The sequence below is a fragment of the Chryseobacterium culicis genome, assembly GCF_900108365.1.
Taxonomy (GTDB): domain Bacteria; phylum Bacteroidota; class Bacteroidia; order Flavobacteriales; family Weeksellaceae; genus Chryseobacterium; species Chryseobacterium culicis.
Genome location: NZ_FNWQ01000003.1, coordinates 686,597 through 711,345, shown reverse-complemented (window position 1 = coordinate 711,345; position 24,749 = coordinate 686,597). Strand labels below are relative to the sequence as shown.

The window sequence follows — 24,749 nt, the reverse complement described above, 5'->3', positions numbered from 1 at the left end:
AAATTCACTGCAAGCAAATTGACATAATAAATTGGCAAAAAGAACAACAAATCGTCCCCAGAAAAGACTCACTTTTATAGACATTATAAAAGGAAACTTTCTGAACCGTGATGAGATCAAAATACATTACAAGTATTTTCTCTTGCTGTTTGTTCTGATGATGGCCATGATTTATACCAACCATCTCGTCAATAAGAAAATAAAAATTGTAAACGCCTTAAAGGAAGAAACAGAAGAATACAAATCACGAAACGCTTACGCCCAGAGTAAGCTGATCAAAGTAAAAATGGAATCAGAGCTGGGGAAAGAGGTTGCCCGGGATTCATTAATGACCTTGGAAAACCACCCTCACAAATTGCTAATAAAACTGGACAGTACAGATGCAAAAGCAAAATGAATACGACAATAAACGTAAGAAAACGTTACGATGGGGCTACCTCTTTGCAGTGGTAGCTTTGTGCGTGTTTGTCATGTTTTTGGCAAGAATTGTCATCCTTCAGAACACCAATGTCCAGGAAATAAAAGATGATTACATTAATAAAAACTACCGCGAAGCTACTTTGAAAGCTGCCCGTGGCAATCTTTTTGCCTCCGACGGTTCTATTCTCGCAACCACGGTAATGAGATATGACATCTATCTTGACTTCAAAACCATGAAAGATACAGTATACTCCAACAACATCGGAGCGCTGACAGATTCTTTAAGTAAAATGTTCGGAAAGTCGAGAGGAGAATTCAGACAAAAGTTTGATGAGCAGAAGAAAAAGAAAAACCAGTATTATACTCTGGTAAAAGGGCTGGATTTCGATCAGTACGACAGAATCCGAAAATTCCCGATCTTCAGAAGGGGAAAAAATAAAGGAGGATTCATTGTTGACCGAAACTACAAAAGAGAATTGGCCACCTCAGAAATCGGAGCCGGAACCATTGGAATGGATAATGGCGAGCTTAGATCCGGTCTGGAAGGGGCTTTCTCAAAATATTTAACCGGAACTGACGGCAAAAGACTGGAACAAAGAATCAATTCTTCCCAATGGAAGCCTATCGACTTCTGGAAAGTTCAGGAACCGGTAGACGGAGAAGATGTATATACCACCTTAGACCTTAGAATTCAGGATATTGCCCACTCCGCACTGGAGAAGCAGCTGATTAATTTCGAAGCTAAGCATGGTACCGTTATTGTCATGGAAGTTGAAACCGGAAAAGTGCGGGCCCTTGTTAATTTAAGAAGAACAGAATCAGGAGATTATGAAGATTCTTACAACTATGCCCTGAAAGATAATATCGAACCGGGATCCACTTTTAAAACCATTTCGCTTCTTGCAGCAATGGATGACGGTTTCATCGATGAAAATACAACGGTAAACGTAGGAAACGGAGTTTGGGTATATGCAAAACAGAGAATCTCAGACGGCCACGGAGGAGGAACCTATGACATCAGTGATGTATTAGCGAAGTCAAGCAATGTGGGTACAGCCAAGCTGATTACCAAATACTACGCAGAAAAACCGCAGATTTTCCTTGACCATCTAAGACGTTGGAAACTGTTCGACAAAATGGATATCGAGCTTCCGGGAATCACAAAACCAAAGATTGTAACCCCTCAAAACAAAAGATGGAATGCTGCAACGCTGGCTTCCATTTCCTATGGATATTCTTCCAACATCAACCTTCTGCAGCTCACAACTTTCTACAATGGGGTTGCCAATGGCGGGAAAATGCTTAAGCCTCTATTCATTGATAAAATCATGAAGGACGGAAAAGTAATGTACAGCGCCAAACCCGAGGTAATGGTAAATAAAATGGCTTCGGAAAAAGCAATTAAAATGATGACCAGCGCGCTTACCAAGGCTGTAGAAAAGGGAACCGGACGAAGCATCTTTACTCCCAACCTGAAAATGGCAGGAAAAACAGGTACGGCAAGGTTTGAATACTGGCTGCCAGGCCCAATGAAATACCGTGCATCTTTCGCAGGATTTTATCCGGCAGACGCTCCGAAATACACGTGTTATGTAATGATCAGTGAGCCCAATACCGCAAAAGGATTTTATGGAGGTTCTGTTTCAGCCCCGGTATTTAAAGAAATTGCAGGAAAAACATTCCTGAAAACGCCTCAGAATATTGAAAAAGAAATGCTCGTAGACAAAAAGGTAAACCTAAGCAAAATGGTGGAACCCAATGTTAAAATAGCAGTAAATGATAAGCAGATGCCTAATGTAGTGGGATTAATAGGCAAAAACGTAATCCCGCAGCTGGAAAACTTAGGCTATCGTGTCGATTATAAAGGAGTCGGAAGAATTAAAGAACAATTCCCTCTGGAAGGCACAACAATCAGTAAGAACCAGAGAATTTATTTGTCTCTGCAAAATTAGAAACAAAGTCCGTAAGGAAATTTAAAACAAAATAGGGCAAGGCCTTATTGATAAAGATGATTATAACAGAATTAGTAAACAGAATCCCAGTACTGGAAATTCACGGTGAAAGTAGCCGCGAGGTTACTGCATTGGTGATTGACAGCAGAAAGGTTACAGAAAATGCGCTGTATATTGCCATGAGAGGAACGGTAGTGGATGGTCACTCATTCATTACATCTGCTATTGAAAAAGGAGCTTCAGCAGTTGTTTGCGAAGAACTTCCCGAAACATTGGCAGAAAATGTGACCTATATTCAGGTAAAAGATTCGTCTAAAGCGTTAGGTTATCTTGCCTCCAATTTCTACGGAAATCCTTCCAAAAAACTGAAACTGATAGGCGTTACGGGAACCAATGGAAAAACATCGGTTTCTACCCTTCTATTTGACGTTTTTAAAAACCTGGGTTATCCGGCAGCTTTGCTTTCCACTGTTGAAATCAGAATTGGCGAAGAAATTATTCCGGCTACCCATACCACTCCTGACGTGATTACCATCAACAGGATTTTGGCGGAAGCCGTGGAAAAAGGATGTGAATTTGCTTTCATGGAAGTAAGTTCCCACGGAATTGCCCAAAACAGAATTGAAGGCCTGCATTTCAAAATAGCGGGCTTCACCAATCTTACTCATGATCATTTAGATTATCATAAAACATTCGAAGAATATTTAAAAACAAAGAAAAGATTCTTCGATCAGTTAGAAGATACTGCCATTGCCATCACCAATACAGATGACAAAAACGGGAATGTGATGCTTCAGAATACGAAGGCTACAAAGAAGTCTTATGCTTTGAAAACGATGGCAGATTATCACGGAAAATTACTGGAAGTGGATTTCAACGGGATGCTGCTGAACTTCAACGGAAAAGAATTCTGGACAACGTTGACCGGAAAATTCAATGTTTACAATCTGCTGCTTGTTTTTGGGATTGCTGAAGAGCTGGGTTTTGAGCAGGACGAAATTCTTCAGGCTATCAGCCAGTTAAAAAGAGTTTCCGGAAGATTTGAAACCTTCAGATCTGATGGCGGAATTTTCTTTATCGTAGACTATGCACATACTCCGGATGCTTTGGAAAACATTCTGGACAGCATCAACGATATCAGAACCAAAAACGAAAGATTAATCACGGTATTCGGCTGCGGAGGAGACAGAGACCACTCCAAAAGACCTGAAATGGGAAATATTGCCACTAAAAAATCAACACTGGCCATCATCACTTCAGATAATCCGAGAACAGAAGATCCGGCTCAGATCATCAAAGAAATTGAAGCAGGCGTTGAACCTCAGAATTTCAGCAAATACACTTCAATTCCGGACAGAAAAGAAGCCATAAAGATGGCGATAAAATTTGCAGAACCTAAAGATATTGTTTTAGTAGCCGGAAAAGGCCACGAAACCTATCAGGAGATCAATGGTGTGAAACATCATTTTGATGACAAAGAAGTAATTAATGAGCTTTGGAAATTAATGAGCAAATAAATTATAAACGATAATTGATCAATAATAACCGATTTATCATTCATCAATTATCAATGATCATTTATTAACAATTGAAACTATGCTATACTATCTATACGAATATCTAACCAACCATGGAATTCACGTTCCGGGACTGGGACTGTTGAAATACATTTCCTTCCGTGCCGGAATGGCTGTACTATTCTCTCTGATTATTGCTCTTGTCTACGGGAAAAGAGTAATCAATTACCTGAGAACAAAACAAATGGGTGAATTGGTGCGTGATCTGGGATTGGATGGTCAAAAACAAAAAGAAGGAACTCCTACCATGGGAGGGCTTATCATCATTCTGGCAACCATTATTCCGGTATTGCTTTTTACAAGAATTACCAATGTCTATATTGTTCTGCTGCTGGTTTCAATGTTCTGGATGGGTGCTATTGGCTTTCTTGATGATTATTTAAAGAAAATCAAAAAAAATAAAGACGGTTTAAGTGGAAAATTCAAAATTGTAGGACAGGTTGGCTTAGGGCTAATTGTCGGAATTACAATGTATTTCCACCCGGATATCACTGTTAAAAGAAAATATGCAGATGCCAAAGTAGTGAACAGAAACAACGTAGAGCAAAACTTTATGCCTACGGAAAAAATTACGGTTTCCACAGTTCCGTTTGCCAAAAATAATGAGTTCGATTATAGCGGAATTTTATTCTGGATGAATGATAAAGATGCTCATGAATGGGCATGGATTGTCTTTATTCCCATTGTGATCTTCATTGTAACAGCCGTTTCAAACGGAGCCAATATCACAGACGGAATTGATGGTCTGGCAGCGGGAACGAGTGCCATTATACTCCTCACGCTGGCTCTTTTCGCATATCTTTCAGGGAACATCATCTTTGCAGATTATCTCAACATCATGTTCCTTCCCAACATGGGAGAAACCACCATTTTTGCCGTAGCCATGGTAGGTGCCGTGATCGGATTCTTCTGGTACAACACTTACCCCGCACAGGTTTTCATGGGAGATACCGGAAGTTTGATGCTGGGAGGAGTCATTGCCGTTTTAGCCATTATTTTAAGAAAAGAATTGCTGATTCCTGTATTATGCGGAATCTTCCTTATTGAAAACGTATCTGTAATGCTTCAGGTAGTAGTTTTCAAATACAGAAAAAGAAAATACGGGCTGGAATATGCCCAAAACAACAGACTGTTCAAAATGTCACCATTACACCACCATTATCAGAAAGAAGGATTTCACGAAAGTAAAATCGTGAACAGAATGATCATCATCGGGGTAATACTGGCCATTGTATGTCTGATTACATTAAAAATGAGATAAAAATTAAAAGCTGTAAGCAATAAGCCTAACGCTTAAAGCCTATAGCATAAAGCTTTTATAATATGAAAATAGTTGTTTTAGGAGGTGGAGAAAGCGGATGCGGAGCTGCTTATTTGGCTAAGAAAAAAGGCCTGGAAGTATTTCTTTCAGACAAAGGAGCCATTAAGGATAACTATAAGCAGTTTCTTACCGAAAATGAAATTGAATTTGAAGAAGGAAGCCACAATGAGGAAAGGATTTTAAATGCTGACTGGATCGTAAAAAGTCCCGGAATTCCGAAAAAGGCAGACATCATCACCAGGATTCATGAGAAAGGAATCAGGCTGTCCTCTGAAATTGAATTTGCTTCTGAATTTACAGACGCAAAGATCATCGCCATTACCGGAAGCAACGGAAAAACAACAACAACTTCACTGATCTATTATATCCTGAAAAATGACGGATTAAACGTAGGATTAGGAGGAAATATAGGATACAGCTTTGCCAGACAGGTGGCAGATGAAAATCATGAATATTATGTACTGGAAGTAAGCTCTTTCCAGCTGGATGATATTCAGAATTTCAGACCTTATATTTCATTATTGTTAAATCTGTCTCAGGATCACCTGGATCAGTATAACTACAATTATGAAGAATATGCTTTAGCTAAATTCCGAATTACCGAAAATCAGGAGAATGACAACTTTTTCATCTACAATAAAGATGATGAAATGAGCAAAAATCTTCTGGAAAAACTTGAAATAAAGGCTAAAATGATTCCTTTCTCCATCAAAGAGAAACTACCGGAAGGAGGTTTCATCAATGAAGATGAAATTGTGGTTAAAATGAAAGATGAATTCGCCATGAAAGTTGATGAATTGTCTTTACTCGGAAATCATAATGTAGCCAACAGTTTAGCAGCTTCTATAGCGGGTAAGATATTAAAAATCAACAATGAAAGCATCAGACATTCATTGATGACATTCCAGGCCGTAGAGCACAGATTAGAGTTTGTAACTGAAATTGATAACGTAAAATATATCAACGACAGTAAAGCAACCAATGTAAACGCCACTTACTACGCCCTTGAGAGCATGAAAACGCCAACCGTATGGATTGTTGGCGGATTAGATAAAGGAAATGACTATACTGAAATTGAAGACTTAGTCAAAAGAAAAGTAAAGGCCATTGTTTGCCTTGGAGTAGATAATAAGAAGATCATCGATTTCTTTAAAGACAAAAAAGAACTTATTTATGATACTTCCAGTATGGAAGAAGCCGTGAGAATTTCAAAATCACTGGCTAAAAAAGGTGATACCGTTTTATTGTCTCCGTGCTGCGCAAGCTTTGACTTGTTTAAAAGCTATGAAGACAGAGGACGCCAGTTTAAAGAACAGGTATTAAAAGCCAATGGCCAATAGCCAGAAGCCAATAGCATTAAATATGGACGAACAGAACACAGAAAACAGATTTGAATTTCTAAAGGGCGATAAAGTACTTTGGATGGTCATCCTTGTGATCTCCATCTTCTCTATTTTCCCGGTTTATTCAGCAAGTTCAAATCTCGAATATATTGTTAATAACGGAACCACAACAGGTCACGTTATCAAACATATGTTCTTTGTAGTCTTGGGGCTGGCCATTATGAGACTGGTAGGAACTATAAAATACGAATACATCGGAAAGCTCAGCAGCATCCTGCTCGGCCTTATGATTGTTCTTCTGATTGTGACCATGTTTACCGGACAGACCATTGACGGAGCCAGTGCTTCCAGATGGCTGAAAATCCCGGGAACCCCCATCTCCTTCCAGCCTTCATCATTTGCCTTTTTAATGCTCATCATTTATCTGTGCAGGTATTTAACCAAAAAGATCACCAGAGAACGGCTTCCGATAGAAAATATCATGTATATTTTCGGACCTATCCTGCTTGTTTTTGTACTGGTAGCAAAAGATAACGGTTCCACAGCATTAATGATTTTAATGGTTTCTGTGGTTGTTCTTGTCATAGGACAGCTTCACTGGAAATATATTGCAGGATTTATCTCTGCATCTTTTGTAGCCATTGTATTCTTCCTGTTAATTGCACTGAATACGAATCTTATTGGTGGAAACCGTGTTCATACATGGATGAGCCGTATTGAAACATTTACATCAAGCAAAGCCAAGACAGCAGATGTGGATGATGAGAGTGTAAAAGCAAAAAATTATCAGGTAATGCAGGCCAAAGCCGCTATTGTGCATGGCGGAATTACCGGAATGGGACCAGGAAAAAGTGCATTGAAGCAAATGCTTCCGCAATCGGCCTCCGACTTTATTTTCGCGGTTATCGTGGAAGAATATGGGGTGATTGGAGCCGCTTTTCTGATCAGTTTGTACCTGATTATGATGATCAGGATTGTGATGATTGCAAGTAAAATGCCGGCATTTTTCGGATCGTTGCTCGTGCTCAGTCTCGGAGTAATGATCTTCATTCAACTCTCGGTCAACATAGCCGTGGCGGTGAATCTGATCCCGGTAACAGGACAGCCGCTGCCTTTAATTAGTTATGGAGGAACATCCATGCTGGTGACCTATCTGCAGCTGGGCATTATCTTAAATATAAGCTCAAGAATCCAGATTTATGATGAAGAAGGAATGGGCAAAAAACAAAGTATAGCAGAAATAAACGATATCGCTTAAAATGAACAAAAAAATAAAAATACTATTATCAGGCGGAGGAACAGGAGGACATATCTTCCCAGCCATTGCTATTGCTGATGAAATCAGAAACAGATTTCCTGATGCAGAATTTTTGTTCATTGGTGCCAATGGAAAAATGGAAATGGAAAAAGTTCCGCAGGCAGGCTACAAAATAGAGGGGATTGATATTGCCGGCATCGACAGGGGAAATCTTTTATCCAACCTTGGACTGCCTTTTAAGATCCTGAAAAGCTTATCAAAATCTAAAAAGATTATTAAAAATTTTGCTCCCGATTTTGCAGTAGGAACAGGCGGTTTTGCCAGCGGACCAGCGCTTTACGAAGCAAGCAAAATGGGAATTCCGATTTTCATACAGGAGCAGAATGCTTATGCAGGGGTAACCAATAAAATATTAAGCAAAAAAGCCAAAGCCGTCTTTACAGCTTACCCAAAGGTAAAAGGCTTTCCGGAAGAGAAAATAAAATTTCTGGGAAATCCTATTCGTGAAAATATTGTTTCTGGAATTCTGGATACTGCTCAGGCAAAAGAAAAAATGGGATTGAATAAAGACCAACTGACGATTCTGTCGGTAGGAGGTTCTTTAGGCTCCAGAACACTGAATAATGCATGGAAAGAAAATCTTGAAAATCTGAAAGAAAAAGGATATCAATTAATTTGGCAAACAGGAAAGTTGGATTACAAAGAATTGTCTTCCAGCCTACAGCTTCCAGCTTCAGTTCATTTGAAAGAATTTATCAAAGATATGGAGCAGGCTTATTCTGCAGCTGACATCATTGTTTCAAGAGCAGGAGCTATTGCCATCTCAGAGTTAGCTGTAGCACAAAAACCCGTGCTTTTGGTTCCTTTCCCTTTTGCATCAGAAGACCACCAAACGAAAAATGCCATGAACCTGGTTGAAAAAAAGGCCGCCAGAATGGTAAAAGACGTTGAAATGCACGAAAAATTCTGGAATACTCTATCAGAGATCTGCGAAAATGAAAGGGTACGAAAAGAAATGTCGGACAATCTGAAATATTTTGCCAAACCCAATGCCGCAAAAGAGATTGTAGACGAGATTTTTAAAGTGATAAAATAATCAGAAAAGGCTTCGACAAGCTCAGCCTGACACCGTTAGAATATAATTCATTTGCGGGTCATTGAGCTTAGCGGATTAAAGTCTTATAATATATAAAAATAAAGCTCTGAACAAGGTCAGGAGCCATTAAAGATTAAAATATAAATGAACATTTTACAAACATATCAAACTTTTTACTTCGTTGGAATCGGAGGTATCGGAATGAGTGCACTGGCACGCTATTTCAATGCTTCGGGCAAAAAAGTACTGGGCTACGACAAAACCAACACAAAGCTTACCCAAAACCTGATGAATGAAGGTATTGATATTGTTTTTGAAGACCTTATTGATGAAAGGATCACTTCCCTTCAGAAAGAAGACACACTGGTTATTTATACACCGGCGATCAAGACTCTTGGAATATTGGATTATTTCCACCAACATCAGTTCGAAGTTTTAAAAAGAGCTAAGGTTTTGGGCCTGATTACTGAAAATACAGATTGTATCGCCATAGCAGGAACCCATGGAAAGACAACCACTTCTACGCTTGTTGCCCACTTATGTAAAGAAGCAGATCTTCCCTTCTCATGCTTTTTGGGAGGAATTTCTGAAAACTTTAAATCCAACTTCCTGTACAACGGTTCCACCTATTCCGTAGTTGAAGCAGATGAATATGACAGAAGTTTTCTGAACCTTTCTCCCGATTGGGCAGTCGTAACTTCTACAGATGCCGACCATCTGGATATTTATGGAGACAAAAGCCATATTGAAGAAGGATTCAGACAGTTTGCCGCTTTGGTTCCCGAAGACCAGCAGCTCTTTGTAAGAAAAGGATTAGAAATAGGAAGAGGACATAAAACCTATGCGGTGAATGAGCCTGCAGACTATTATTCGGACAACCTGCGTATGGAGCATGATAAAATTTATTTTGATTTCCATACACCAACGGAAACCATAAAAGATTTTGTCTGGGAAATTCCGGGGATTCATAATGTGGAAAATGCTACTGCAGCGCTGGCTATTCTGCATAATTTAGGCGCAGATTTTGATACGCTGAAAAAGGCAATTGCCAATTTTAAAGGAATTAAAAGAAGATACACGAAACATATTTATCAAAATGGTAAAATTTATATTGATGATTACGCCCATCACCCTACAGAAATCAATGCTGTAATGGGCTCAATCAAAACATTTTACCCTGATAAAAAACTATTGGTAGCCTTCCAGCCACACCTTTTCAGCAGAACAAGAGATTTCGCAGACGGATTTGCAGAAAGTTTAAGCAAAGCAGACGAGCTTATCCTTCTTGATATTTACCCGGCGAGAGAACTTCAGGAGAATTTTGAAGGAATCACTTCAGGCTGGCTGCTGGATAAAGTAACATTAGATAAAAAAGAAATATCGGCATTGTCCGATGCTTTTGAAAAAATAAAAGAAAAAGATTTTGATATCCTCCTTACGGTAGGCGCAGGAAATATAGACACTCTATATGACCCTATTTGTGAGTGGATAGAGAAAATATGAGTATAAATTATAGCCTTCGCTGAGTGAAACACCCTCGCGAACAGGAAAATAAAATTGTTTTGCGGCCGTAGCGGCCAAAGAAAAATATGAAAAATAAATACAGAATATTAAAAATTGCTGTCACGGTAATCATCCTTGGATTGTTACTGAGTTTCTCATTGAAGAGATTCAGCCGCCAACAGATTACAGACAATAAGATTTCTGTAAAAATGAGTGAGAAAACTCCCGTATATTTTGTGGACGAAAAAGATATCCGGGAGATTGTAAAAAAAGAAAATCCATCGGGAAATGTGGGGGATCTTAATATTCCTTCTTTAGAAAAAAAGATCAATGCTCTTCCGGCCGTTGACAGTGCCAATGTCTACCTGAATCTGAACGGAAAGCTGAATCTGGACATCAGACAGAGAGTTCCTGTCTTCAGACTGAATAAAGACGGAAAAGACTTTTATGTAGATGAAAAAGGAATTGAGTTCCCTATTTCAAGAACCTATTCACATCCCTGTATGCTGGTAACCGGAAATGTAAAGCCAGATGAATATGAAAAGCTGGCTGAGCTGGTAGAAAAAATTGACAAAGATGATTTCAGTAAGAAATATTTTATCGGAATCTCAAAAAATAAAGACAGTTATAGCCTCCTGACAAGCGAAGGGAATTACAGAGTAGAGATCGGAGACCTTGATAATATTGATTTTAAAGTGAAAGGATTTAAAACTTTTGTAGAGAAATACCTGGTTTTTCAGGATCCTCAGAAATACAGTATGGTCTCTGTGAAATACCAGAACCAGATTGTCACTACTTTAAATCCTTACTTTAAAGATAATGACAGTATTTTAAAAGCCGGCAAAATGGAACTGGCAAAAGCTCCTGCTGCAGCGACTAAAAAAACTGAGAGTAAGCCAAAAACAGCGGAAGCAAAAAAAGCAGGCTCCGCAGCGGTTAAGCCAAAAGAGACTACAAAACCGAAAACACATACAAATGAAACGAAAAAAACAGAGAAAAAAACGGCTGCTGCGGCAAAACCAAAGCCCAAAGCTAAAGTAAAGATAGAATAAGTCCCTCAGGACATTTATACACAAATAGGAGCATATCCTTATCAATAAAAAAGGAAAAAGTAGAAAAAATCAAATCGATATAAAAATGGAAAATCAAGAGTATTCAGTAGGTCTGGACATCGGGACAACGAAGATAGTCGCGATTGTCGGAAGAAGGAATGCACACGGGAAAATAGAAGTTCTCGGTGTAGGAAAAGCTAAAAGTCTTGGGGTTCATAAAGGGATTGTGAATAATATTTCGCAAACCATCAATTCAATCAAGGCTGCAGTATCCGAAGCACAATCCAGTGCTGGCGTTCCCATCCGCAAAGTTACGGTAGGTATTGCAGGAAAACACATACGTTCTCTGCAGCACTCTGATTATATTATGCGTGAACATCCGGATAAATTTATCACCGACGATGACATCGAAGCATTAAAAGATCAGGTGAAAAAACTGGTTATGCTTCCTGGAGAAGAAATTATCCACGTACTTCCTCAGGAATATAAAGTAGATTCTGAAGGGGAGATTCAAGAGCCTGTGGGAATGCACGGAAAGCGTTTAGAAGCTAATTTCCACGTTGTTGTAGGCCAAATGGGCAGCATCAGAAACATTGCAAGATGCGTTCGTGAAGCCGGGCTGGAAATGGAAGCTCTTACTTTGGAGCCGTTAGCCTCTTCAGAAGCTGTTCTTACCAAAGAAGAGAAAGAAGCTGGTGTAGCCATCGTTGATATTGGTGGAGGTACAACAGATATTGCTATATTTAAAGATAATATCATCCGTCATACCTGCGTGATCCCGTACGGAGGCGGAATTATTACGGAAGATATCAAAGAAGGCTGCTCTATTATCGAAAAACATGCAGAACAACTGAAAGTAAAGTTCGGTTCGGCTGTTCCCGAATTAGAAAAAGATAGTACTTTTGTAACCATTCCCGGGCTTCATGGAAGACCAGACAAAGAAATTTCTTTAAAAACGTTAGCACAGATCATCAATGCAAGAGTAGAAGAAGTTTTGGAAATGGTAAATACAGAACTGAAAGCATACGGTGCTTTTGAGCAGAAGAAAAAACTGATTGCAGGAATCGTTCTTACAGGAGGTGGATCAAACCTAAAACACCTTCGTCAGCTTGCGAATTATACGACAGGTTTTGACAGCAGAATCGGTTTTGCCAATGAATATATTGCCAATGATAAGAATCAGTACCTGAAAGGCCCTGAATTTGCTACCTCTATCGGGTTACTGATGGAAAGTTTAAAGATCAGAGACAAAAAACAGAATGCTGATGAAGTGATTGAAGTTGCAGCCGAGCAGCCAAAGCAGGAAACTGCTGCAGTACAGCCGGAAACAGCTCAACCCGTTCCGCAGGCAGCACCAGTTCAGGAGCAGCAGTCTTTTGAAAACGAGAGACAGGAGAGCAGAAAAGCAAAGCTGACCTTCGGGCAATCGTTAATGGAAAAAGTAAAAAAATTCTTTGAAGAAGTAGAGTAAATTATAAATGATGAATGATAAGCGATAAACGGTCTTTTCCTTATCAATTATCAGGAATCAATGATCAATTATAATTATTAAAAATATAGTTATGGAAAATATAGGTACACAAGGATTTTCATTTGATTTGCCAAAAGGAAATTCATCCATCATAAAAGTAATCGGTGTAGGGGGCGGTGGAAACAACGCTCTGAAGCACATGTACGAGAAAGGAATTCACGGGGTTGATTTCGTGATTTGTAATACGGATGCTCAGACTTTAGATAATAACCCTGTTGCCAATAAAGTACAGTTGGGAACTTCTATTACAGAAGGTCTTGGAGCAGGAGCAGATCCTGAAGTAGGGGAAAAATCAGCCATCGAAAGTATCGAAGATATTAAAGCTGCTATGGGCCAGAACACCAAGATGGTGTTCATCACTGCCGGAATGGGTGGTGGTACAGGTACCGGAGCCGCTCCCGTTATTGCTAAAGTAGCAAAAGACATGGGAATTCTTACCGTAGGTATTGTTACCGTTCCTTTCAGTTTTGAAGGAAAAAGAAGATTGGAACAGGCAGAAAACGGACTGGAAAAACTTAGAAATAATGTTGACTCCCTTATTGTCATCAATAATGATAAACTGAGACAGCAGTTCGGAAACCTGGGGTTCAAACAGGGATTCTCAAAGGCCGATGAAGTGTTAACCAATGCCGCAAAAGGGATGGCAGAAGTTATTACAGGTTATTTTGATGTAAACATTGACTTTAGAGATGCCAAATCTGTTCTTCAGAATTCTGGTACAGCATTGATGTCTACAGGAACAGCTTCAGGTGAAAACAAAGCTGAAGAAGCCGTAAGAAAAGCCCTTGATTCTCCATTATTGAACGACAATAAGATTACAGGTGCTAAAAACGTACTTCTATTGATCAGAAGTGGTGCTGAAGAAGTGACCATGGACGAGATTGGTATCATTATGGACCACATCCAGAAAGAAGCCGGAAACACTGCAGATATTATTTTCGGGGTGGGTGCAGATGAAGAATTAGGAGACGCAGTAAGTGTTCTTGTTATTGCTACAGGATTCTCTAATGACAATAAGAAATTTGCAGGCCCTACAGAGAAAATCAGAATCAGTCTTAATGATAGCTTTGAAGCTCAGAAAAGCTCTCCTTTCAAAACAAGAGAGGAAAGAGAATCTGCCGCGGAAACAACCCACGATTTTGGAGGTAAAAACCTTTTCAGATTAGACGACGAAGACCACGATGCTCCGTTCAATTCTACGCATACTGAAAAAAAAATGATCATTGAAGAGCAGACAAGAACTGAGATAAAATTCTTTGATAAAGAGGAAAATACCGTACATACACCAGAACAGAACTGGAGAAATGATGAAGAGGAACAGGAATACAGCCTGCTGTCTATTGATGAGGAGAATGAAGATCCTAATGATCTTGAAATTCAGTCTTTTTCCTTTGATTTTGATAATAAAAAAGAGGAACCACAGTCTGGAACTACCTTCAACAGCTCTTTTTCTGAAGAAAAACCTGTTGAGTTCAGTTTCTTTGTGAACGAGCCCGTGAAAAAAGATCCCAATACAGACTTTGGACAGCCAAAAGCAGAATTCACGGCACCAACAAATGCCGCGGTAGCAGAACCTGCTCAAAAAATTGAAACATTCTACCAGAAACAGGAAGAAGCAAAACCTGTATTTGAAAGCAAAAAAGAAATTGAAACTCCAAAGACTGAGGAATCAGAATTCACTTTTGTGAATAAAACGATGGATCAGGAAAGAGTTATTGAAAGAAGAAATAAATTAAAAGAATTCAACTCACGTTACCAAAGCTTTGACAGCACAAGTGAATTTGAATCTATTCCAGCTTTCAAAAGAAAAAATATCTCGATTGACGGAAACAATGCTTCAGATCAGAACATCAACACCTACCTGTCTGACAACAACGGATCTATGCAAATCAGAGAAAACAGATTTTTAAATAAAGACGTAGACTAAAATTAATTTGAAAATGGAATAATTTGAAAATTATCCAACTGGTAGAAGTTATGAATTCGGTGTATTAGTTAATTATTTTAATTAATAATATAAAGTCCAATCAGTTACCATTGTTTTTATTATTTTCAAATTATTTCATTCTCAAATTGTCAAATTATAAACTTATGAGTTTAGAAAATACAATAAGCGAAGCTATAAAAACAGCTATGAGAGAAAAAGACAGAGTAGCTCTGGACTCTCTTCGTGCTGTAAAATCTCAGATCCTTCTTTTAAAAACAGAAGCCAGAGGCGCTGAAGTTTCTGCTGAGCAGGAAATTGCCATTCTGCAGAGAATGATCAAGCAGCGTAAGGATTCTTTCGAGCAGTTTACCGCTCAGGGAAGACAGGATCTTGCTGAAGTAGAAGAAGCTCAAAGTAAAGTTATTGAGCAGTTTTTACCAAAACAGCTTTCTGCTGAAGAATTAGAAACAGAAATTAAGAATATTATTTCTGAAACCGGAGCTGAATCTATTAAAGATTTAGGAAAGGTTATGGGAGCAGCATCCAAAGCATTAGCCGGAAAATCTGATGGAAAAAGCATTTCCGAGATGGCTAAAAAACTCCTTTCATAATGATGGGATCACGGTTCGGGGCTGGGGTGTATCTTAAACTCCGCAAAACCTATCTCATTCCATAACTTAGGATATACAACCTTTGCATATCGATTTGATTAGAAGCCCGGAACTTTTCAGTTCCGGGCTTCACTTTGTTGGATATTAAAGTTTGTTAATCAGTTTGATTCTAAACTGAAAAAAAAAATTAAGATACTACCATATTTCAGAAAGTATTTAAGTGATTGATTGCTTGAGGGAAAGCTTTAAATGTTTTTTCACGGTCGTTTGTTTTTCAGAATCATTTCAAATTTAATAATAAAATTTTATTATTCCTAGTGTTATTTCACGTTTTTTAGAATATTATTGCAATATTAATATTTGATTAATTTTTTATGACTAATGGATTGATAGTTTTTATATATTGAAGAAGAGCAAAGAATTGCTTAACTTTGTACAGATAAAAAACAATTATATATGTATCCAACAGATTTGGTAATGCCTATGAAGGCAGAGCTTACAGATAAAGGTTTCCAGGATTTAACAACTCCGGCTCAGGTAGAAGATGCTTTGAAGCAGTCCGGTACTACCTTATTGGTTATTAATTCTGTTTGCGGTTGTGCTGCAGGCGCTGCAAGACCGGGAGTAGTGTACTCTTTAACAGGAGATAAAAAACCTGACCATTTAACAACTGTATTTGCAGGATTTGATACGGAGGCAGTAGTAGAAGCAAGAAAACACCTTGCTCCATTCCCTCCAAGCTCGCCATGTGTAGCGCTTTTCAAAGATGGTGAATTGGTTCACATGCTGGAAAGACACCACATTGAAGGAAATCCTGCAGGAGCTATTGCGGCAAACCTTCAGGCTGCATACGATGAGTATTGCTAGTAAACAATAAACTAAATATCAAACCGTTACCTATTTTGTAACGGTTTTTTTATTTAATCACTTAAAAAATTTTCTGAAAATTCAAATATCATTATATTTGTTGGAATGGCAACCAAAGCACTTTTCAACACCGTAGTTAACTGGTTTATCCGTCAAAGGATAGATCAGATACAGAATTTCATGGACCATCCCATTGAAACTCAAAAGGGTATACTCTTTTCTCAGCTGTTTCATGCGGAGGACACAGAATATGGTAAGCTATACGGATTCAATTCTATATCAAGTTATCAGGATTTTAAAAACAAGGTTCCTGTTGTTACGTACGAAGAAATGGAGCCTTATATTGAAAAAGCGAGACAGGGGCATAAGGATGTAAGCTGGCCCGGTCTTATTAAGCATTTTGCCAAATCTTCGGGAACCACCAATGCCAAGAGTAAATTTATCCCGATCTCTGCAGAAAGCCTTGAGTACTGCCATATGAAAGCTGGAAAAGATATGGTTTCCATCTATGCCAATAATCACCCGGAAAACCAGCTTTTTAATTATAAAAATTTACGGTTGGGGGGAAGCTCAGAATTGTATGCGGATTTCAACACCAAATTTGGGGACTTATCCGCTATTTTGATTGATAACCTGCCTTTTTGGGTAGAAATAACCACCACTCCGAGCAAGAAGGTATCTTTGATGGGAGAATGGGAAAGCAAGCTGAAAGCAATAACCTCAGAAGTTAAAAATGAGGATGTGGGAAGTATCCTTGGAGTACCAAGCTGGATGATGGTTCTTTTGCAAAGAGTACTGAAAGAAACTAATATCGGAAGTATTTCGGAGCTATGGCCTAATCTGGAGGTGTTTTTTCACGGTGGAATCAGTTTCAAGCCCTACCGGGAGCAATTCCGGCAGATCATCGGAAAAAACATCAATTACTACGAAATTTACAATGCTTCCGAAGGCTTCTTTGGTATCCAGGACAGATCAGATAGTGATGAAATGCTTCTGATGCTGGATTACGGTATTTTTTACGAATTCATTCCTATGGATCAGTTCTATTTTTCAAATCCAAAAGTGGTAAGCCTGGAAGATGTGGAAATCGGGAAGAACTATGCAATGGTGATTACTACCAACGGTGGTCTTTGGAGATATCTGATTGGAGATACTGTTGTCTTCACATCCACCAATCCTTTCAGAATAAAAATAACAGGAAGAACGAAACATTATATTAATGCTTTTGGGGAGGAACTGATGATTACCAATGTAGAGTCGGCCCTCTCCAAGGCGTGCGAATTAACAGGGGCACAGATCACAGATTTCACGGGAGCACCTGTCTTTATGAAAGGAAACGAAGGGGGTGCCCATGAATGGATCTTTGAATTCAGCAGGCATCCGGACAATCTGGACAGCTTTATTGATGCTTTTGACAAGCATTTAAAGACCATAAATTCGGACTATGAAGCGAAGAGGTATAACAATATAACTCTTAAAAGACCGATTGTCCATATTGCTAAAAGCAATCTGTTCTATAACTGGCTGGAAGCCAAAGGAAAGCTTGGCGGGCAAAATAAGGTTCCCAGACTAAGCAATGACAGGGAATATATTGATCCATTGCTGGAGATGAATAAATAAGACTTCTTGTAAGGCAAATACTTTCTATGTATACCTTATATTTTTGAACAGGATAATAAAAAAGCCGCAATTCTGATTGAATTACGGCTTCTTACTTTATTTACTTAAGTCTTCTTTTACTTTTCTGGCAGCTTCTTCTACTTTAGAAGCTCCTTTCTTAGCGGCCTCTTTAGCATCTTTTCCTGCTTCCTGAGCTCCGGATTTAATATCCTGCCCTACTTTATTGGCTTCAGTCTTGATGTCTTGTCCAGCCTTGTGAAGATCCTGTTTCGTCTTATCTGCTGTTGCATCTATTTTATCTTTAGCTTTCTGAGCAGCATTGTCTATCTTGTTTCCGGCGGCATCTACTTTAGCTTTCACATCTTCTTTTGCATCGTTGATCTTTGCGGTATCAACGGTGTTTGGAGTTTCTGTAACGGTAGTGGTAGTAGTGGTAACGGAACCATCAGGATTTTCTACCTGCTCTGTCTTAGTTGTTGATTTTGTGCATGCTACAGTGAATACTGAGATCACTAACGCTGCCATGATTTGTTTTTTCATATTGTATATTTTTTTAATGATATTGTCTTTATTGTGTTTTGGTCTCTGAATTTGCAGCCCCTTCAGACGCTTTCTGTTTTTTTTCTGCTTCAGCTTTTTTCTTTTCCTCTTCCAGTTTTGCTTTATTTTCCTTTTCCAGCTCTGCCTTTATTTTACTTTCTTCTTCCTGAAGCTTCTTAGCCTGTTTTACAGAATCAAGATACTGAGGAGAGGACATTCTTATCTTTCTGGCAATATCTACCGAAACAGCTCCCGTAGAAAAGGAATCAACAGCAGTAGTGTCATACTTTATACTTACCTCCTGCTCAGCAGCAAATCCTGGAGACTCTTTCTTGGAACAGGCGGTACAAAGAATTGTAAAGATAAAAAGTGCAGACAGTATATTTTTCATGGAACTAATTTAGCAGAAATTCTGCAATTACGGGATAATGATCCGATAATTTCACAGTCTGATCTACTTTATAGCTTAAAGGAATAATGGATTTTGAGCTGAAGATATAATCTATTCTCAAGGGAACTTTATAATCATGAAAACTGCTGGCACTACCCTTTCCTGCTACCAGAAAGGCATCCTGAAGATCTTTTCCGAGATTATAGTACTCATAAGAGTTAGGAACAGAATTAAAATCTCCTGCCAAAATAACCGGGTAAGGTGATAAATCTACCATCTTTCTAATTCGTTTCACCTGATCTTCATGGGCCTGAAACGTAGGCGTCATATGGGACAGCAGTGTGGAAACATTGCCCAGCCCAAGTCCTTCAAGCTTTGTAAACATTGATTTGTGAAGTCTGAAGGGTTCCAGATAAACATTGATAATACGAATTACCTTACCATTGATATCAATATCAGCATAGAAAGAATTTCCACGCGCTTTTTCATCAATCAGCTCTGCCTGTCTAACAATTTTATGTTTGGTTTTGAGAATAACAGACGGATATTTAATGAGATCACGCTTTATAGCGCGGTTGGTATCTTTTTCCTGCACAAGAATAATATCAGCATCCTGCTCTTTGATATAGTCCTTTACTTTATCCCAGCCATACTCTCCATATTTCACATTGAATGTCAATACTTTAATATCACGTATTGTTTTTACATTTTCTGTTTTGGGTGAAAAGTTGATCCACCGTCTGATGGGATTATAGAAAATAAGTGTACCTAACGCAAATGCAATCGCTATTTTTTGTTTCTTGAAAATCCATATCAGGGTAAGAACGATGTGAGCGGTTATCAGATAGGGGAAACCAAGCGAAAGCAAATTAAGAGTACCCAAAAGATTGGGTGGAATCCATGCATTCCCCAGCGTGCATAGCAGCAACACAGCAACAGCTATATGTATAAATAATAATATCTGATTCGACTTCATGAAAAAACGGCCTTGGTACGTTTTTCTCTCAACAAAAATCCTACCAAGCCCACGATTTTAACTTTTTTTATGATTATTTATTCTCTGTAGAAAATTTTACAATGACAGGATAATGATCTGAGATACTTATAGAACGGTCAACTTTGTAAGATATTGCCTTTAATGATTTTGAAGAGAAAACATAGTCGATTCTAATAGGAAATTTGTAATCATGGAAACTGGTCGCACTACCCTTTCCTGCCGTTAAAAACGCATCTTCAAGGTCTTCCGATAAATGATAATATTCATAAGAATTAGGAACAGAATTGAAATCTCCTGTTAGGATAACGGGATACGGAGAGCTTTCAACGATCTGCCTGATCAGAGATACCTGCTCCTGATGTTTTTTAAAAGTCGGGATCAGCCTTTTCACAACATTTTTTGCCTTTTCTTCATTGGCATCAGTATTTCCGTTAAGCCGTAACATCTTTTTTTCGAACTGGAACGGATTAAGGTAGACATCAATAAACCGATATATCTTTCCATTAATTTCTATATCAGCCTGCAGGCCTGGAATTCTCATATCTTCATCCTGGGGATCAATAATCTTATGATTAATGATTTTATGCTTAGATAAAATCGTCAGCCCCGCTCCAGGATTTATCTTCTGATAGCCCTCAAACTCATATATTGTACCAGCATCTTCCTGTAAAAGAAGGACATCTGCATTCTGCGATCTCAGAAAAGGGGCTAAATCCTTATTTCCTCCTATACCTGCTTTTGTATTAAAGGTGATTACCTTGATATCAGCCTTTTCATTCCTAGAAGGAGAGTAATTCACCCATCTTTTTACCGGATTGATAAAAGCCAAACCCACGAACATGAAAACAAATGCTCTTTTTTTCCAGCTGATTATCCAGAATGCCGTTAAAATAACATAAGAGATGATCAGCAACGGGAATCCTAAAGAAAGTAAATTAAACCACGGAAATACTTTTGGCGGAACATAAGCATTCAGTAATGTACCCAACAGCAGAAACAGGATTCCAAGGTGCAGGATAAACAGTATGAGTCGGAAAACTTTCACAGGACTATTTTAATTGAATCTGTACAAATGCTTTTTCCAAATCCTTGCCAGCAGCCAGCCTACCAATGCTCCCCCTACGTGGGCAAGATGGGCAATACCACCCCCGTTGCCTGAGACACCAAGGTAGACAGATCCCACAACAATAATTGGCAACAGATATTTTACTTTAATCGGAACGGGAATAAACATGATTCCTATTTTAGAATCTGGATATAATGTTGCAAATCCAGCCACTACCCCGAAAATAGCCCCAGAAGCCCCCACCATTGGTGTATACATAATAGCTTTTAGACTACCAATTAATTCTCTTTGTCTAAGGATTGAATCTTCATTCCCTGATAGATTTACGTTTGCACCTGATAGATAAGCATTCATATTAAATCCCAATTCCTGCAATTCCCGGGAAATACTTTGAACTTCCACAAAATTCCATGCATTAAAAAGAAAAAATGCTCCTAAACCGCTTACAAAATAAAGAATCAAATATTTTTTATCTCCTAACGTCTGTTCCAGAATTGGCCCAAAGCTGAACAGCGTCATCATATTAAACAGGATATGCATAATACTTCCGTGCATGAACATATGGGTAATAATCTGCCACGAATGAAAATAGGGAGAAAAAGGATAAAAGGCAGCAAGATACTCAACCATCTTATCTCCAATTATATAAGTTATGACGAAAACTATAACATTGAGTATTATAATATTCCTTGTAATCGGCGGTATATTGTTAAACATAATTTTTAAAATTTGTTTTTAAAGTCGTTAAACGGAACTTCATAAAAACATCTTTTGCCATCCGGTAAAAATTCCGGGAAGCCTAATGCTGTAAAGTCTTTGATAAGCTGTTCCGCATCTTTTTTATAAATAAAGTCAAATCTTGACTTCGACTGCATTTTATTCCACTGGTTATGATAATACTGCAAAAATTCTTCTTCCGTCTTGTAATCCAGAATCTCAAAAAGGTTTTCCAGGAACTTCATGGCCTGGGTTTCTTTCAGTCCTTCGGGAAGTGAATCTATTCGAAGTACACTTTCATGAGCAATTTTCATGTCAAACCCTAATTCCGGAAGATATTTTTTTATGGAATTGTATTTTGTCTTTTCAATTTCATTCATGTGATACTCCAGAGAGAAGAGAAGTGCATGGCTGTTTGTGTTTGATTTTCTGGTAGATTTATTCCCCTCAGAAACCAGCAGTCTGTGCATTCTTCCCAAATCAAGCATTAAGGTTACATCTCCTTTATTGAAAAGCCAGTACCCGTTCGGAAGCCTCATCAGATCTTCATCAAAATCTTCATCTTCAAACAAATTAATCTTTGACGGTTCTGCCGTAATATTCTGATGGTACATTTCGGTAAGGTTCTGAATTTCCTCCGGATGTACTACGTTTTTTTCTTCCAGGAACGGGTTATAGTCTTTATCTACAATGATTTCAGGCATTTTGAACACCCCTCCGCCGGATCCCCCTCCATTTCCTTTGCTTGGAACAGGCTTATTCATCATTTCATCCAGCTCCGGATCTCTGTCGAAATCAAGACTTGGAGAAACATTATAGATTCCTAAAGATCTTTTTATGGTGGAGCGGAGCAATGCAAAAATCAGATGTTCGTCCTCAAATTTCACTTCTGTTTTCTGCGGATGGATATTCACATCTATTTTCTCCGGATCAAGTTCCAGGAAAAGGAAAAAAGAAGGCACATATCCCGGCTGAAGCAGTCCTTCAAAAGCTTCCTGTACGGCTTTATTGAAATAGGGACTTCTGAAGTATCTCCCGTTTACAAAAAGAAACTGCTCGCCTCGTGCTTTTTTAGCTCCCTCAGGTTTTGCCACAAAACCATGAAGCCTACACCAGATAATATCTTCTTTGATAGGAATCAATAGCGGCTGAAGCTTTCTTCCGAAAACATCTACAATACGCTGCATCTGACTTCCTTTTCTGAGCCGGAAAACCGCTTCATCATCATGGAACAGAGAAAACTCGAGATTCTCATGAGCCAGTGCAACACGCTGAAATTCATCAATAACGTGTCTGAATTCAATATTATTATTTTTCAGAAACTTCCTTCTTGCAGGAACATTATAGAAAAGATTTTTTACCAGAAAGTTTGATCCGTCTGCTGTCTGAACCGGATCCTGAAACTGGAAAACCCCGCCTTCGATATAAATATTGGTTCCGATAGACGTATTTTTTTGCTTGGTCCTTAATTCCACCTGGGAAACCGCTGCAATAGAAGCCAGCGCTTCACCACGGAACCCTTTGGTAGCAATTTTAAAGATATCTTCTGTTCCTTTTATTTTGGAGGTAGCATGTCTTTCAAATGCCATGCGGGCATCTGTTTCAGACATTCCTTTTCCGTCATCTACCACCTGAATAAGGTTTTTCCCGGCATCTCTGATGATCAGTTCAATTTTCGTTGCATCTGCATCTATAGCATTTTCCAAAAGCTCCTTCACAATGGATGCAGGCCTCTGCACCACCTCTCCTGCTGCAATCTGGTTAGCTACATGATCCGGTAAAAGCTGAATAATATCTGACATAAAAACGTAAATCAACTTACAAAAATAGTCAATGAAAACGGGAATTAAAATACCAAAACCGTGATTTAATATTTAATTATCAACATTTTTGCCTATTTATCCCCAACTGTTTTTTTTAATGTTTGTAATGAAGGGCTTTAACAGGTTTATTGTTTTTATCACGAATTTTTCATTGTTACAATTATTAAAATGGGATAATAATTAATGAATTTATTGGCCTTCCGTTTAATTTTTTAAGAAAAATGCCCCTATTTCATGATAAAATAAGGGCACTTACAGCTAGTTTATACAAAAAAATAATAGTGTGTTTTATATTTAATCCTCAAAGGCAAGCTTTCTTTTCTTCTCACTTTTTGGAATTCCATGGATTTTATCATACAAATAGGCAAAAAGATTGGGCTTTTTATAAATCCTGCTGTATCTGTATTTTGTATTGAAGTGTCGAATATGAATTTTATAAGCATCATATCCGATAACAATCAGCAAGCATATGCTAATCACATAGAACACTCTGAATTCCAGGTAATAATAAGTCAGACCTGAGAATACCGCTCCCGTTACATAAGCCAGCATAATACTCATTAACAGTTTTGCCCTGCCGATCAGCTCTCCGTTTTTACGGTATTTTTTCTGTGTAAACATGGATACCAGGATTCCGAGATCGGTAGTAGTTCCTGTAAGGTGGGTTGTTTTTACCGAGAAGTTGGAAATACTTGCCGTTAATCCGTTCTGAAGCCCGGTGGCAAAAAGCATCAATGCAACTAGATATTCTGTTTCTTCTAACGTTTTCTGATAATAAAACTGCCCGTATATACCTACGAAAAGAAGACATATGATTTCCAGCACAATGGGCATGGCATGGGCAAAGTATTTACTTTTCTTATTAAAGTTAATGACAATAAAGTTGGATACAAAGCTTCCGAAGAAGAACAAAAAGATCCATCCTCCTACAACTCCTACCTGAGCCCAGTTTCCTTTACTGATCTCTGCTGCTAAAATAGCGTAGTGTCCTGTTACATTTGATGTAAAAGAGAGGAATATCAATAGGGAAGCAATGTTTATAGTACCTGCTGTGAAGGCAGTCAGCGTTCCCAATCTGATATTGTCTCCCAATGTCCTGCTGTTACTATAATTTCTTAACATTTTCTATCGTTTTTA

General features: G+C 38.5%; 21 protein-coding genes. 14 read left to right on the top strand and 7 right to left on the bottom strand.

Features of this window, described 5'->3' with window-relative positions; translation table 11 throughout:
• Window positions 1-31: 31 nt before the first annotated feature.
• The 14 genes from BLW74_RS14960 to BLW74_RS14895 all read left to right on the top strand — a co-directional run bounded on the left by BLW74_RS14960 (window position 32) and on the right by BLW74_RS14895 (window position 18,078).
• Complete coding sequence (locus BLW74_RS14960) at window positions 32-397, top strand: FtsL-like putative cell division protein (RefSeq protein ID WP_002981890.1); 366 nt, start codon at window positions 32-34, stop codon at window positions 395-397.
• Window positions 381-2,372 carry a penicillin-binding transpeptidase domain-containing protein gene (locus tag BLW74_RS14955; protein ID WP_089693498.1) on the top strand — a complete coding sequence of 664 codons (1,992 nt, stop codon included), beginning with the start codon at window positions 381-383 and terminating at the stop codon, window positions 2,370-2,372. The genes BLW74_RS14960 and BLW74_RS14955 overlap by 17 nt, the downstream gene beginning before the upstream one ends.
• A 56-nt stretch (window positions 2,373-2,428) precedes the next feature.
• Window positions 2,429-3,889 (top strand): UDP-N-acetylmuramoyl-L-alanyl-D-glutamate--2,6-diaminopimelate ligase, encoded by a 1,461-nt coding sequence (locus tag BLW74_RS14950; protein WP_089693496.1) that lies wholly within the window; start codon window positions 2,429-2,431, stop codon window positions 3,887-3,889.
• Between the two features lie 79 nt (window positions 3,890-3,968).
• Window positions 3,969-5,210 carry a phospho-N-acetylmuramoyl-pentapeptide-transferase gene (gene mraY / locus BLW74_RS14945; protein WP_089693495.1) on the top strand — a complete coding sequence of 414 codons (1,242 nt, stop codon included), beginning with the start codon at window positions 3,969-3,971 and terminating at the stop codon, window positions 5,208-5,210.
• Between the two features lie 62 nt (window positions 5,211-5,272).
• Complete coding sequence (gene murD, locus BLW74_RS14940; protein ID WP_089693493.1) at window positions 5,273-6,610, top strand: UDP-N-acetylmuramoyl-L-alanine--D-glutamate ligase; 1,338 nt, start codon at window positions 5,273-5,275, stop codon at window positions 6,608-6,610.
• A 22-nt stretch (window positions 6,611-6,632) separates the two neighbouring features.
• A complete protein-coding gene (locus BLW74_RS14935) occupies window positions 6,633-7,871 on the top strand; it encodes an FtsW/RodA/SpoVE family cell cycle protein (RefSeq protein WP_089693612.1) in 1,239 nt (412 codons plus the stop codon).
• Window position 7,872: 1 nt separating this feature from the next.
• On the top strand, window positions 7,873-8,967 hold the full coding sequence (gene murG / locus BLW74_RS14930) for an undecaprenyldiphospho-muramoylpentapeptide beta-N-acetylglucosaminyltransferase (protein WP_089693490.1): 1,095 nt from the start codon (window positions 7,873-7,875) through the stop codon (window positions 8,965-8,967).
• A gap of 144 nt (window positions 8,968-9,111) precedes the next feature.
• A complete protein-coding gene (gene murC / locus BLW74_RS14925) occupies window positions 9,112-10,470 on the top strand; it encodes a UDP-N-acetylmuramate--L-alanine ligase (protein ID WP_089693488.1) in 1,359 nt (452 codons plus the stop codon).
• An 86-nt stretch (window positions 10,471-10,556) separates the two neighbouring features.
• Window positions 10,557-11,522, top strand: coding sequence for a cell division protein FtsQ/DivIB (locus BLW74_RS14920; RefSeq protein WP_089693486.1), 966 nt, complete (start codon window positions 10,557-10,559; stop codon window positions 11,520-11,522).
• Between the two features lie 85 nt (window positions 11,523-11,607).
• Window positions 11,608-12,993: a cell division protein FtsA gene (ftsA, locus tag BLW74_RS14915; protein WP_089693484.1), complete on the top strand. Its 1,386-nt coding sequence runs from the start codon at window positions 11,608-11,610 to the stop codon at window positions 12,991-12,993.
• Between the two features lie 91 nt (window positions 12,994-13,084).
• Complete coding sequence (ftsZ, locus tag BLW74_RS14910) at window positions 13,085-14,980, top strand: cell division protein FtsZ (RefSeq protein WP_089693482.1); 1,896 nt, start codon at window positions 13,085-13,087, stop codon at window positions 14,978-14,980.
• A gap of 164 nt (window positions 14,981-15,144) precedes the next feature.
• Window positions 15,145-15,591 carry a GatB/YqeY domain-containing protein gene (locus BLW74_RS14905; protein ID WP_089693480.1) on the top strand — a complete coding sequence of 149 codons (447 nt, stop codon included), beginning with the start codon at window positions 15,145-15,147 and terminating at the stop codon, window positions 15,589-15,591.
• Window positions 15,592-16,047: 456 nt separating this feature from the next.
• The gene (locus BLW74_RS14900) at window positions 16,048-16,458 is read left to right on the top strand and encodes a BrxA/BrxB family bacilliredoxin (protein WP_027372869.1); all 411 of its coding nucleotides are present in this window, start codon (window positions 16,048-16,050) and stop codon (window positions 16,456-16,458) included.
• Between the two features lie 105 nt (window positions 16,459-16,563).
• Entirely contained in the window at window positions 16,564-18,078 is a 1,515-nt protein-coding gene (locus BLW74_RS14895; RefSeq protein WP_089693478.1) for a GH3 auxin-responsive promoter family protein, read from the top strand.
• Between the two features lie 96 nt (window positions 18,079-18,174).
• On the opposite strand, the gene BLW74_RS14890 is transcribed toward BLW74_RS14895, so the two are convergent.
• The 7 genes from BLW74_RS14890 to BLW74_RS14860 form a co-directional block, all read right to left on the bottom strand.
• Window positions 18,175-18,618 (bottom strand): hypothetical protein, encoded by a 444-nt coding sequence (locus BLW74_RS14890; protein WP_089693476.1) that lies wholly within the window; start codon window positions 18,616-18,618, stop codon window positions 18,175-18,177.
• 28 nt (window positions 18,619-18,646) lie between these two features.
• Complete coding sequence (locus BLW74_RS14885; protein WP_089693474.1) at window positions 18,647-19,009, bottom strand: hypothetical protein; 363 nt, start codon at window positions 19,007-19,009, stop codon at window positions 18,647-18,649.
• Between the two features lie 4 nt (window positions 19,010-19,013).
• A complete protein-coding gene (locus BLW74_RS14880; protein ID WP_089693471.1) occupies window positions 19,014-19,985 on the bottom strand; it encodes an endonuclease/exonuclease/phosphatase family protein in 972 nt (323 codons plus the stop codon).
• Window positions 19,986-20,058: 73 nt separating this feature from the next.
• Window positions 20,059-21,051, bottom strand: coding sequence for an endonuclease/exonuclease/phosphatase family protein (locus tag BLW74_RS14875; RefSeq protein WP_089693469.1), 993 nt, complete (start codon window positions 21,049-21,051; stop codon window positions 20,059-20,061).
• A 9-nt stretch (window positions 21,052-21,060) separates the two neighbouring features.
• A complete protein-coding gene (locus tag BLW74_RS14870; protein WP_317041041.1) occupies window positions 21,061-21,702 on the bottom strand; it encodes a rhomboid family intramembrane serine protease in 642 nt (213 codons plus the stop codon).
• 92 nt (window positions 21,703-21,794) lie between these two features.
• Window positions 21,795-23,591 carry a DNA mismatch repair endonuclease MutL gene (gene mutL / locus BLW74_RS14865; RefSeq protein ID WP_089693465.1) on the bottom strand — a complete coding sequence of 599 codons (1,797 nt, stop codon included), beginning with the start codon at window positions 23,589-23,591 and terminating at the stop codon, window positions 21,795-21,797.
• Between the two features lie 315 nt (window positions 23,592-23,906).
• Window positions 23,907-24,734: a YoaK family protein gene (locus BLW74_RS14860; RefSeq protein WP_089693463.1), complete on the bottom strand. Its 828-nt coding sequence runs from the start codon at window positions 24,732-24,734 to the stop codon at window positions 23,907-23,909.
• Between the last annotated feature and the right edge of the window lie 15 nt (window positions 24,735-24,749).